Here is an 11,977-nt window from a genome sequence, read left to right as displayed (position 1 = left end):
CCAACTACTGTTTTAGTTTTTTGCGTGGCCATGCCAACTAGCGCAGCCATCTATGCGCTGTCCATTAGTAACGTTGGATAAGCCACGTTTGCACTGCGAGCAACGCAGCGTCCAGCGTTGTGGGGTGAGGGCGTTCGTCACTCGCGCTGCTGCAGTACTTGGTGACCAATACCCTGCTCGGTACCGCCTTGGCAAACTCTGCGCCGGTCTGTGAGTGGGTTGTGCTTTCTGTTTCGGATTGCAACAGCAGCGTTGGAGTGTTCCAACGCGGTGCTGCACTGTGTACACAGCGTTTGGCGAGGTGGGTGTAGGCGGCTAACCGCGCCGAGACGTGCTTTGTGCTGTGCCGGTCCGATGGTGTGCTCTGCCCATACAGGGAATTCCCACTGGCATTGGCGGGAAAGTGGGCAAGTTTAGTTTTGAGATGGGGCACTAGGTAGGACGCGAGCCGTACTGACCACTGTTTTGCGCGACTCTCGATGAGCTGCATGGCAGGCGATAAGAGGATCAGCCCGTCAACGCGTTGCTGTTGCAGCGCTACACAATGTGCAGCGACTAGACCGCCTAAGCCGTAGCCATACACGATCAAGGGCAGGCGCTTGGGCATGTGCGCCCGAGTGTGCGCAGCGGCATATTCCAAATCTTGAACGAGCTGCGCATGTGTCAGTAGCCTGCCGAACTTGCCTGGCGATTGGCCATGTCCATATTGGTCGTAAGCCCGCACTGAAAATCCGAGTCGGTTGAAAACTTTGGCCAGTGCGTGGTACTTGCCGGCGTGTTCACCCAGGCCGTGGACGATGAGCACCACGCCCCGCAAGTTGGTGCCTACGTTCACTCGCCAGTCGTGCACTGTAAGTGTGTAGCCAGCGGGAGTCGTGAGTGACGATAGAGTGGGAGGAGAGCTGAGACGCATGTGATTTTTCTTACGTTGGACTAAGCGACCTTTAATACCCGCACCTGTTGCTTAGCGTGGACGGCTACGCAGTTGCGCCCACCGCGCTTGGCGGCATACAGCGCTTGGTCCACACTGCCCAACAGCTGTTCAATGCTGGCCACGTAGCTGTCCCAAGTCACGATGCCTAAACTGGCCGTGATGTAGATGCTGTGAGAGTCGGTGGTGTAGGGTTGTTGTGCAATCGCTTGGCGAATGCGCTCGGCCATGTAGGCCCCTTCGCGTAGCTCCAGGTTGGGGCAGATCACCAAAAACTCCTCGCCACCCCAGCGGCAAACGGTGTCCTCTTTGCGCGCTTGTTTCTGAAGGCATTCGCTCACGAGTTTGAGAACATCGTCCCCTACCAGGTGGCCATGCACGTCATTGATGCTCTTGAAGTGGTCTATGTCTATGCTGATGACGCTAAAGGGTGTTGACTTGCGGCTGGCGCTTGACCACGCCTGCGCCAAGGTGTGCAGCCCCGCACGACGGTTGGCCAAAGACGTGAGTGGGTCTGTCAGCGCGGAATGCTGCAGACGCTGATTACTTTGTGCCAAGTCTTCGGCCGCCATGCTCAGGCGCTTGTGATCTCGCTCCCATGCTTCACTGATGCGCACGTAGCGGGCTTGCGCTTGCAGGCGCGCGTGCAAGCAACGCAAATGCACAGGCTGTGGCAGGCAGTCGTCCACGCCGGCGTCAAAGGCCGCAACCACATGGTGCTCGTCGTCGTTTTCGAGCAGCATCATCACGTAGATGTGCTGGCTCCAATCATTTGACTTGATGGCCTGGCACAAGCGTGTGCTGCTGATGAGTGGTCCCGAGCCTTGCGTTAGCACCGCGTGGGGCTTGAATTTGAGCGCCAGGCTGAGGGCATCTTGGCTGTTGTTGGTGGTGAGCGTCTCGTACTTGCACTCATCGCGCAAGTAGGTGTTGATCACGTCGACCATTTGCGCGTCTTCGCCAGCCACCAACACTTTGAACCATTGGGTTTCTGGGCACTGGTCGGGGCGAAGTTGTGACTCCTTCATTGCGGCGAAAGAAGTTACATCCTTGACCTGCACGCTCAGGCTATTGCCCCAGGCGCGCCACTGCCGAAGCAGGTCATCTACGCACTCGGTGAATTCACTTTCGTCTAGGCCAAGCTTGCCGGCCACAAGCCGCAACTCGGAGATGTGAAATGCCGATTCATTGCTGGGGTGCAAGACAAAGTTGGCAATGAGCAAACTCAAGTGCGTCAAGTACACCAAGCGCCATTGCCGGGTGCCATGGGCGTAGGTGTTGGCCTCTGGGGTCTCATGGAACTTGAGTGGCTCTATCAACGCACCGGGCAAGCCCCATTGCTTGAGTAAGCGGTCGGTCATGGCAATGTGGTCGGTGTCCAGCGCTTTGCGTTCTTCAGACAGCAATTCTTGTGGCTTCAAACCGCGCGCCATGAGGGCGGAGTACTCCACGGGATAGGCTGTTGCCAATGCCAGGCAACCCACCCGTGACAGCAGTCCGCACGAGAAGAGCTCGTCGGCCATGCCCAGCTTCAGCATCTCTCCCAAGTTCTTGACGGCAACCGCCATCAGCAACGCGTGACTCCAAAACAAGGTGTAGTTGAAGTGTTCACACTCACCGCGCCCATGTTGGTCTACCAAAGAAAAACTGAGTGCGAGCAGTCGCACCGACTGCAGCCCAAGCCGATTGACCGCCTCAAGGGCGGACATGACGGGGCGTAAACCCTCGGCTAGCGAGTTGGCTTGCTTCAGCAATCGGCCCGTTAAAGCGGGATCTGATTGCACTAGCTTCGCAATTTGGCCTACGGTGACGTGCTCATCCTCGCACAGCTGCATGATGGACAACGCAACGCCTGTGGGGCTGGGTAGCTTGTAGACCCTTCTGGCTGACACTGGGTTTGCATTGCTGTTCAAAGCGTCTCTCCTATTTTGTTTGCGGATCGGCGATGGCGTCCTCGACTTGGTTCAGCTTTACGTGTCAGCTTTCACTCCGTTGGGGGACTCCATCGCATGGCAACGGGTACTTAGTTGCCTTTGCGCAACAAATTATTTGTTTAATTTGAAATTGATTTAACAAAAATCCCAAAAGCAAGCCAATCCATCAAAATCCACATTTTTTTCAAAAGATGTGTTGGTTTTTTCGCAAAAACCTGATGCAAAAATGGTTTTATCAAGAATGCAAACAGGTAAAAAGCCCACTGGTGTGGCCGATGTGCTCACCACTAAACAAGCGGCTCAACGGCTGGGCCTGTCGGTCACTACCGTTCAGAAAATGGTGATTCAGGGCGAAATTGAGGCGTGGATCACGCCAGGAGGACATAGAAGGATTCCTGGCGGCGCGGTTGAGAAGCTGTTGGCATCTAAATTGCCCGCCCATGCCATCGCGGTACAGCCCAGAGTGCCATCGCAACGCCTACGTGTGTTGCTCGCTGAAGATGACCCGATTCAGGCCCAGTTTTTCAAGAGCATCGTCGGACGCTGTACGTTTCCTATTGACCTCACCGTGGCTACCGACGCCTCTATGGCCTTGATTCAACTCGAACGTCAACGTCCGGATCTGTTGGTTACGGATCTCTTGATGTCACCCTTTGATGGCTTTCACCTCATGGCTGCGCTAGAAAAGGAAGCTGCCTACCACGGCATAGAAGTGCTCATTCTTTCGGTGTTGGACTTCACAGAGGCCAGGAGCCTGGGGAGTTTGCCGGAGTGGGTCACTTACTACCAGAAGCCGGTTATTCCAGACCGCATGCTCGGATACCTAGATGCCATGCACAGCAGGCTCATCAAAAAGCACACGCGGCACAAGGATTGGTAGATTTGGATTTATTGAAGTATCAGCTTGCAGCGCCTATGGAATATGTAGATGCAGCTATGCTTTTTGTAGTATTTCGCGCGCCGCCAGCGTAATCGCCTCTACCAGTTGCGCTTGGAGTGGGTGAGTCGCTGCTACCTGTGGCACCAGCAAACTCACGTTGAAGGCAATGGCCTCGGTCAGTGGGCGCACCACCATCTGCGGGTGCGCCATGGCGTGGGCCGTGAGGGGGTTGACGATGGCCACGCCCAGGCCTTGCTGCACCATGGCGCACACCGCCACGGCGCTGGCGGTTTCCAGCAGTGTGGCGCGCTGCACTTGGGCTTGCGCGAAGAGGGCGTCAATGGCTTGGCGGTAGGGGTCGCCCTCTGCCAAACTCACAAAGCGCTCGCCTTGAAAGTCTTGCGGCGCGAGCACCGCCTTGCGGCACAGGCGGTGGCCCACCGGCAGCACGGCCACCTCATTGGCTTGCAGCAGGCTGCGTACCTCTACCCCAGGGGGCGCTGGCGTGGCGTCACCCAAGGACTCGCCAATGCCTAAGTCAAAGCGCTGCTCCCCCATAGCTTGCTCCAGCCAGGGTGACTCCAAGGGCACCACGCTCACGCTGGCTTGGGGCAGGGCACGCGCCAAATGCACCAATGCTTGAGGCACCAGCGCATGGGCGAGTGCGGGCAGGCAGGCCAGCCGCAGCCGCCCGGTGGACAAGGTCCGCAGTTCTTGGGCGCGGGCGCTGATTTGCTCTAAACCTATGAAGGAACGCTCTACCTCTTGCATCAAGGCCAGTGCCCGCACGGTGGGGCGCAAGCGTCCACGCACCCGATCAAACAAGTCAAAACCCAGCAGTTGCTCCAAGCGCGCTAACTCCCGGCTCAGGGTGGGTTGGGACGAGGCGGTCGCCTCCGCCGCGCGGCTCACATTGCCTTGCAACATGATGGCGCGAAACATGGCCAACTGGCGGTGGGTGATCTGGGGTGGCGTGAGAGGGAGGGCAGCGTGTGGTCGTGGCATCTGCAAACTATATCCATATTGAATAGCTAATCAACAAAATTGGCATTGCAGGCATATAAAGGGCTGGGCATGATGCGGACATGAACCCTTTTTCTAGTGCCACCCTTGCCCATATCGCCAAAGCACATGGCACCCCCTTGTGGGCGTATGACGCCGCCACCATCCAGCGCCAAATTGCGGCCTTGCGCCAGTTTGATGTGGTTCGTTTTGCCCAAAAAGCCAACTCCAACACCCACATTCTGCGTCTCATGCGCGCGCAAGGTGTGCTGGTCGATGCGGTGTCTTTGGGTGAGGTTGAGCGCGCCTTGGCGGCGGGTTACCAGCCCGGTTTGCACCAAGGCCACTACGAAATTGTGTTTACGGCAGACTTGCTAGACCGGGCCACCTTGGCCCGCGTGGTGGAACTGGGCATTCCGGTGAACTGTGGCTCGGCCGACATGCTGGACCAACTGGGCGCGGCGCACCCGGGTCACCCTGTGTGGTTGCGCATCAACCCCGGCTTTGGCCACGGGCACTCCAACAAGACCAACACCGGTGGTGAACACAGCAAGCACGGCATTTGGCATGCCGAGTTGCCGCAAGCCTTGGCCAAAGTACGTGCCAATGGTTTGCAACTGCTGGGTTTGCATATGCACATTGGCTCCGGCGTGGACTACGCCCACTTGCAAGAGGTCTGCGGCGCGATGGAAGCCTTGGTCGCGACTGTGAAAGCGCAAGGCATGGACTTATCGGCCATTTCTGCCGGGGGTGGCTTGTCTATTCCTTACCAAGCGGGTGAGCCTCAGATCGACACGGTCCATTACTTCAGCTGCTGGGATGCAGCACGCCAGCGTATCGCCGCCTCATTAGGCCACCCTGTGACTTTGGAGTTAGAACCCGGGCGCTATTTGGTGGCAGAGTCGGGCGTCTTGGTGAGCGAAGTGCGCGCCAGCAAAGACGTGGGTAGCAACCATTTTGTGTTGGTGGATGCGGGCTTTAGCGACTTGATGCGCCCTTCCATGTACGGCGCGTTTCACGGCATCAGCGTGATCACGGCAGCTGGTGAAGCGTCTACTGCGCCTGTGAAAGACACCGTGGTAGCCGGGCCACTGTGCGAATCAGGCGATGTGTTTACCCAAGGGGAAGGTGGTGTGGTGCAGACCCGCGCATTGCCCGCGGCGCAGGTGGGCGACTTGCTGGTGTTCCACGACGCGGGCGCCTATGGGGCGTCCATGTCCTCCAACTACAACACCCGCCCTTTGATTGCCGAGGTGCTGGTGGAAGACAGCCAAGTACGCGTCATTCGTCGCAAGCAAACCGTGGCGGAGCTGCTGGCACTGGAAGCTCTGTAGGCCGCCCTGCGGTCTGCGCTGGGCACGCATTTTCATGCGGCCAATGGTTTGTAAATTGGTAATAAAAAGTAACGGAGGCGTTTGCGGGTAGGGCATGAGCTACACACGTGTCTAAAGCCGCCTGCCCCCGGGGGTTGCACACTTTTTACACATATTTGCATTGCGTTTCTGATAAGGTTGGCAGGTGGGAAGCGATGCGTCAGACAATGCTCCCCATCTTGGTCGTTGGGGCGCGTGTGGCCCTGTATTTGATATCGATTAGATTTGCTAGGATGTCCATCCGTTCCCCACTGTCGTCTCACCATGAGATGCTTCTACGCAGCCTCGTCAGCAAAACGCTGGCCTATTTTGGGGCGCATGAAGTAGACCATTTGGACCGGGTGCGCACGCACTTGTTGACCCTGTTGGACGCAGTGCAGCCTTTAGGGCGTGCGCAAAATTTACGGTCTGCCTACGTTTTTCTACAAAAACAAGGCCCTGCGTTCAACCAAGCGTTTCATACCCAGCTGCGCAAAGGCCTAGAGGCACAATTGGCGTCCTTGCGCGATCAGGGCGCAGAGGCCAAAAACACCACAGGCTCTGGCGCTTTGTTTTCCGATGACATGGGTGGCTTGGCGATGACGCTGATTGATGTCAGCGAAGTCGAACGCATTCTGTTGGTGGACCGAATCACGCAGAAGTTCACAGCACACTATGACGCTGCGCTGGCACCGTTGACTCGCCGTTTGGGGGTGTTAACGGGCCTAGAGTCGGCCACGCTCACAGACAACCCGTTTCGCGCAGAAATCTACATCCAGTCCTTTATGTCGGCCTGGGAATCGTGTGACTTTGACAACCAGGCCACCGAAGACCTGATGTTGTCCTTGGAGCCACAGACCTATTTGGACTTGGCTCCTTTGTACCAAGACCTCAACGCCACGCTGACCAAAGCCGGAATCGATGGGCAAACGGTATACCGCATTCGCAAAACGGAAGCAGGCGTTTCGGGGTTGATGCCTTTGAGCAGTCCCGATCGACCAGAAGCGACAAGCGATGTGCAAGGCGCTGATCAAGGGCGTAGCCGTCCGGCCCCTATCGGTGCTTCAGGAGGTGCTCAAGCTGCCGGTGGGCGCATGCGTACTGGCAGCCAGGGTGACGCCGCTGCGCAGGCGGACAGCCGATCCATGTGGGGTGGTATGGCCCCCGTTGGGCGCAGTGTGGCCGCGCATGCGCGACAGTTTTTGCAGCGTTTGGGCTTCGGAAGGGCAGGTGGTCCAGCGCGATCACAGGGCATGCAAAGCCCTGCCAGCCCTGCGGGTGGGCAAGCGCAATACCCCAGTTCCCAAAACGGTGGCTTGGCCCCTTCTTCCTACTTGGACAGTGCCTCCGTTGACAGGCAAGGTGAGCACCAGAGCGGGTTCCAAGGGGGGGCCGAGGTTCCTGCGGACCCTGAGTTCATGGGGTATTTGGCCGAGCTTCAGGCCGGAGCACAAGAGAGCTACGCCGAGCATGCTTTTGCGGGAGACATTCCGCCCGAGCACTTTGTTTTGCGCCAAATGCGTGAACGCGATGAAGTGCGTCGCGCCCCAGAGTTAGACCGAGGGACTGTCGACGCCTTGGCCGAAGTCTTTGACTATGTGTTTGCGGACCATGCCATTCCTTTGCAGATGAAGTTTGTGATTGGCCGCTTGCAAATTCCCGTGCTCAAAGCGGCCATGATTGACCGAGACTTCTTTTTGAGCGCTGATCACCCCGCGCGCCGACTCATCGATACCTTGGCGCAGGCCTCCATTGCATGGCAGCCTGAGAAGGGGGAGAGCGATCCCTTGTACGTGCGGATTGAAAACACGGTCAAGCGTGTTCTCAATGAGTTTGAGGACGACTTGGACTTGTTCAGTGAGCTCTTGCTTGAGTTCACGGAGTTCCTGTTTGAAACCGAGCAGCAAGCCCAAGGTCGCATTGAACCTGTGGCGGACCACGCCCGTGAGGGCGAAGTCTTTGAGCAAGCGTTGGCCCATGTCGATGAGGTGGTGCACACACGGTTGAGTGCATTGACACCCGATTCGCCTGTGCTTGCATTCTTGGCGCCCTTCATCACCCAACAATGGCGCGAGGTCTTGGCGCACGCTTGGATGGATGTCACAGACAACCCGTCACATTGGGAGGCCATGGTAGGGGCCATGGATCAACTCATCTGGTCTATTGAGCCCAAGACTACCGCCCAAGAGCGCCGTCAACTGGTCGCAGTTCTCCCGGAGCTGGTGCGCAATATCAATACGGGTCTGGACAACATCAACTGGGTGGGCGATGAGCGGGGAACCTTCACAAGGCGCCTGATCTCGACCCACATGCTGGCTATTCGCATGACCCAGGCGGCCGGCTTGGACAGTCAGCAGCAAGCCTTGGATCCATCGGCGGGACGAGAGGCTATCGTTGATTTGGAGCAACGCAGGGCCGCGAAGTTGGCACAGTCACGCGATAGTTTTGATGGTTTGGCCCAGTCACTGCAGCGGGGCACTTGGTTTGACTTTGCCGCCCCGGGCGAGCCATTGCACCGCTGTCGTTTGAGCTGGGTGAGCCCCATGCGTACGCGCTTGCTGTTTACCAACCGTGATGGTTTCGACGCGTTTGTGCGCTCAGAGCGTGAAGTCGCTGAACTGCTGCGCCAAGGCCAATTGCGCTTGCTCGATCAACAGCCGATTGTTGAGCGCGCGTTGGAGCGCATCATGGCGGAGAATGAGTCGCAAGTGTTGCAACTGGACCTAGAACAAGCGGCCTAAGGGCCGCTGATGCCAGACTAACCTTTTGCTACGGGGCGCGCAGGGTCGCTGCACCACTCACTCCAACTCCCTGCAAATAAGGCGGTGCGGCCAAAGCCTGCAATTTCCATGGCCAACACATTGGGCGTAGCGGTCACTCCACTGCCGCAGTGGTGCACGATGCTGTTGGCATCACGTAGCCCCAAAACCTGCGCGAACTCGGCCCGTAGACGGTCGGCAGGCTTGAAGTAGCCATCTTGGGTGAGGTTCTCTGTGAAGGGGCGATTAAGCGCACCTGGAATATGGCCCGCCACAGGGTCCAGCGGTTCCACGTCGCCACGGTAGCGGGGCGCGCCCCGTGCATCTAGCACTTGCTGCGCAGTATTGCCCAAGTTTTTGTGCACCGTGTGCACATCCACCAAAGTGGCGAGTGCGGGGCCTAGCGCGAAGCTGCCGAGGGTATCCGCTTGTGTGGCACCACTGGCGACAGCGCCGTTCTCTTCTAACCACGCTGGCCATCCACCATCCAGCACAGCCACTGCTTTGTGGCCGGCCCACTTGAGCATCCACCAAAGCCGTGCACAGTAATGGCAGGCCTGGCGGTCGTACACCACAGCTTGCATGCCATTGCTAAAGCCCATGCTTTGCAGCCACTGTGCGAAATTTTCCCGGGATGGTAGAGGATGGCGTCCCCCTGATGCAGCACCGGTCAGCGCTGGATCGCCCTTGGCGCTAAGGTCTTTGTCCAAGTGTGCGTACACTGCGCCCGCGATGTGCGAAGTGGCATATGCCTCAGCTCCAGCGCCAGGGTTGCCCATGTCGAAGCTGCAGTCGAAGACCATATATGGTGTTCCGCTGAGCTGCAGTGCCTTCAACTCCTTGGCTGTGATCAGGGTGGTGTACATCTCAAAACTCCTTGTGTGGCTGTGGAATCAGTGTTCTTCGGCGGGCGTATTGGGCAAGACCCGCGACCTTAGGATGGTGGCAAGTATGCCGCTGACGACGATGACTCCAATGCCGGCCCAACCCATGGGGGCAATGTGGTCCCCAAAGAGCACGAGCCCATAAGCGACTGAGAACACAATGCCGGAGTACTGCATGCTCGCAACTACCAATGTCGCACCCTTGCTGTAGGCTCGCGTCATACACCACTGCCCCAAGGACGCTAGGATGCCAATAGGAATTACCCAAGCAGCGTCTTGCCAGCGCACGGCTGCCCACGGGGTGATGTTGGTGAATAGCATGCCGGCGGCCCCCACAATGGCGGTGCCAACCGAGAAGTAAAAGACGGTGCGGTCTTCGGGCTCACCCGCTTTTCCCAACGCGGTCACTTGCATATAGGCCAGCGCGGCTCCGAGTCCAGACAAAAGCCCGACGACACCTGCAAAAAGCTGGTCTTGGTCTATGGTAGGACGCAAGGTCATCACCACACCTGCAAAACCCATGAGAACGGTTCCTAGCAAAGGTCCTTGGCGTTCTGCCTTGCCATATAGCAAGGCACCGCCTACGATGAATGCGGCAACCCATACGCCACTCATGTAGTTCAGGGTCATGGCGGTTGCGAGTGGTAGGTGCGCAATCGCAAAAAACCACGACCCCAACGAAACCACGCCGATGCCACTGCGCCATAGGTGCATCATTGGTACAGGTGTGCGCAAAGCTGTTCCACGGCCGCGCATCACGATGGCCATAAACACTACGCTGACTACGCCACGGTAAAACACCAACTCAAAGGTTGTGAAACTGTTGGACGCGAACTTGATGCCCACGGCCATGGTGGCAAACCAAAATGAGGCCAAAATCATCCAGAGTGCTTGCATCAATTGACCTTGTTCTTTGGGGCTTGGGTGCCCATTGGGTAAGTGCTCGGCGCTATTGAAGATGTAGCGATGCGCGCAATGCCTGTCTAGGGCGTGGCTTTGCCTAGCTGTCGACGGTACCACTCATGAAAGTGCTGCATACCGTCTTCCATCGGGCTTTGGTAGGGACCTACTTCGTTGTCTCCCCGCGCGTACAAGGCAGCGCGTCCCGCATCCATGCGCTCCCCAATTTCATCGTCTTCTATGCAAGTTTCCATATAGGCGGCCTGTTGGGCTTCTACAAACTCGCGCTCAAACGCCGCAATTTCTTCAGGGTAGTAGAACTCCACCATGTTCATGGTTTTGTTCACGCCCATGGGGTACAAGGTGGACACGGTAAGGACATGGGGGTACCACTCCACCATGATGTGTGGGTAGTAGGTCAGCCAAATAGCACCGAACGGTGGGGGCACATTGTTGCGGTAAGCCAAGAGTGCTTTCTGCCAACGTTCATACACCGGGGAGCCGCCGCTCGCGTCCGCCTTGCCCAAACGATTGGCTACCCCAACGGTTTGCACCGAATAGTTATCTTTGAATTCCCAGCGCAAGTCATCGCAGGTCACAAACTGGCCCAAGCCAGGATGAAAGGGACCTACGTGGTAGTCCTCCAGGTACACCTCAATAAAGGTTTTCCAGTTGTAGTTGCACTCGTGCATCTCTACGCGGTCTAGCACATAACCTTCAAAGTCCAAGGCCGCGCGGGGACCGAGAGTGGCCATGTCGTGTGCGACGTTGCGGCCTTGTGCCTCAAAAAGCAGACCATTCCACTCTTGGAGCGGGTAATTGTTCAGGTTAAGGCAGGGGTCTTGCGCGAAGTGGGGCGCGCCTATCAGTGTGCCTGAGCGACTGGCATCTAGCCCTGCGTGGGCGCCGCTGTAGGTCCAGCGGTGCAGGGGGCAAACGATGTTGCCGCCGCTTGCATTTTTTTTGCCATTGCCGTGCAGCAATGAACCACGCCCTTTGAGCATGACGGCTTGGCGATGGCGGCATACATTGGAGATGAGCTCAATGCCACCTGCATTGCGCACCAGCGCACGGCCTTCTTTTTCTTGTGGCAAGGCGTAGTAATCCCCTACTTGGGGGACTGCCAAAGCATGGCCCACGTAACGTGGGCCGTTGGCAAAGATGGTTTGCATTTCGCGCTGGTACAGCGCGGCATCGAAGTAGCTTGAAACTGGTAGTTGGCTTTGCGCCTGCTGCAGTTGAAGACTTAAATCAGACATGGCAGTCGTGACCTAAAGACTCCCCACAGGGGGAATGGCCCATCGGGCTTGGTAAAAGGGAGTCCACAACACTGGA

9 protein-coding genes are annotated in these 11,977 nt (G+C 57.5%); 3 read left to right on the top strand and 6 right to left on the bottom strand.

Features of this window, described 5'->3' with window-relative positions:
* Positions 1-64: 64 nt before the first annotated feature.
* Positions 65-913: an alpha/beta fold hydrolase gene (locus EXZ61_RS14465; protein ID WP_142812432.1), complete on the bottom strand. Its 849-nt coding sequence runs from the start codon at positions 911-913 to the stop codon at positions 65-67.
* Positions 914-933: 20 nt separating this feature from the next.
* Entirely contained in the window at positions 934-2,844 is a 1,911-nt protein-coding gene (locus EXZ61_RS14460; RefSeq protein WP_142812431.1) for a diguanylate cyclase, read from the bottom strand.
* 262 nt (positions 2,845-3,106) lie between these two features.
* On the opposite strand from EXZ61_RS14460, the gene EXZ61_RS14455 reads away from it, so the two are divergent.
* A complete protein-coding gene (locus tag EXZ61_RS14455) occupies positions 3,107-3,745 on the top strand; it encodes an excisionase family DNA-binding protein (protein ID WP_168224777.1) in 639 nt (212 codons plus the stop codon).
* A gap of 54 nt (positions 3,746-3,799) precedes the next feature.
* Here EXZ61_RS14455 and EXZ61_RS14450 read toward each other — a convergent pair whose 3' ends face one another.
* A complete protein-coding gene (locus EXZ61_RS14450; protein ID WP_142812429.1) occupies positions 3,800-4,750 on the bottom strand; it encodes a LysR family transcriptional regulator in 951 nt (316 codons plus the stop codon).
* A gap of 80 nt (positions 4,751-4,830) precedes the next feature.
* On the opposite strand from EXZ61_RS14450, the gene lysA reads away from it, so the two are divergent.
* Positions 4,831-6,081, top strand: a complete 1,251-nt coding sequence (lysA, locus tag EXZ61_RS14445) for a diaminopimelate decarboxylase (RefSeq protein ID WP_142812428.1) — start codon at positions 4,831-4,833, stop codon at positions 6,079-6,081.
* Between the two features lie 272 nt (positions 6,082-6,353).
* A complete protein-coding gene (locus tag EXZ61_RS14440; RefSeq protein ID WP_168224776.1) occupies positions 6,354-8,840 on the top strand; it encodes a DUF1631 family protein in 2,487 nt (828 codons plus the stop codon).
* Between the two features lie 17 nt (positions 8,841-8,857).
* On the opposite strand, the gene EXZ61_RS14435 is transcribed toward EXZ61_RS14440, so the two are convergent.
* The 3 genes from EXZ61_RS14435 to EXZ61_RS14425 all read right to left on the bottom strand — a co-directional run bounded on the left by EXZ61_RS14435 (position 8,858) and on the right by EXZ61_RS14425 (position 11,901).
* Complete coding sequence (locus EXZ61_RS14435; RefSeq protein ID WP_142812426.1) at positions 8,858-9,724, bottom strand: sulfurtransferase; 867 nt, start codon at positions 9,722-9,724, stop codon at positions 8,858-8,860.
* A gap of 27 nt (positions 9,725-9,751) precedes the next feature.
* Entirely contained in the window at positions 9,752-10,639 is an 888-nt protein-coding gene (locus EXZ61_RS14430) for a DMT family transporter (RefSeq protein WP_142812425.1), read from the bottom strand.
* 86 nt (positions 10,640-10,725) lie between these two features.
* Positions 10,726-11,901, bottom strand: a complete 1,176-nt coding sequence (locus tag EXZ61_RS14425) for an aromatic ring-hydroxylating oxygenase subunit alpha (protein ID WP_142812424.1) — start codon at positions 11,899-11,901, stop codon at positions 10,726-10,728.
* Positions 11,902-11,977: the final 76 nt, after the last annotated feature.

The organism is Rhodoferax aquaticus (assembly GCF_006974105.1).
Classification (GTDB): domain Bacteria; phylum Pseudomonadota; class Gammaproteobacteria; order Burkholderiales; family Burkholderiaceae_C; genus Allorhodoferax; species Allorhodoferax aquaticus_A.
The sequence above is the reverse complement of the archived record's forward strand: the minus strand, read 5'-3'. Positions and strand labels throughout refer to the sequence as shown.

Excerpts from the sequence above, each read along its gene's own strand:
- EXZ61_RS14425 (WP_142812424.1), bottom strand. The coding sequence starts at position 11,901 with ATGTCTGATTTAAGTCTTCAACTGCAGCAGGCGCAAAGCCAACTACCA.
- EXZ61_RS14435 (WP_142812426.1), bottom strand. The coding sequence starts at position 9,724 with ATGTACACCACCCTGATCACAGCCAAGGAGTTGAAGGCACTGCAGCTC.
- EXZ61_RS14430 (WP_142812425.1), bottom strand. The coding sequence starts at position 10,639 with ATGCAAGCACTCTGGATGATTTTGGCCTCATTTTGGTTTGCCACCATG.
- lysA (WP_142812428.1), top strand. The coding sequence starts at position 4,831 with ATGAACCCTTTTTCTAGTGCCACCCTTGCCCATATCGCCAAAGCACAT.
- EXZ61_RS14440 (WP_168224776.1), top strand. The coding sequence starts at position 6,354 with ATGTCCATCCGTTCCCCACTGTCGTCTCACCATGAGATGCTTCTACGC.
- EXZ61_RS14450 (WP_142812429.1), bottom strand. The coding sequence starts at position 4,750 with ATGCCACGACCACACGCTGCCCTCCCTCTCACGCCACCCCAGATCACC.
- EXZ61_RS14465 (WP_142812432.1), bottom strand. The coding sequence starts at position 913 with ATGCGTCTCAGCTCTCCTCCCACTCTATCGTCACTCACGACTCCCGCT.
- EXZ61_RS14455 (WP_168224777.1), top strand. The coding sequence starts at position 3,107 with ATGCAAACAGGTAAAAAGCCCACTGGTGTGGCCGATGTGCTCACCACT.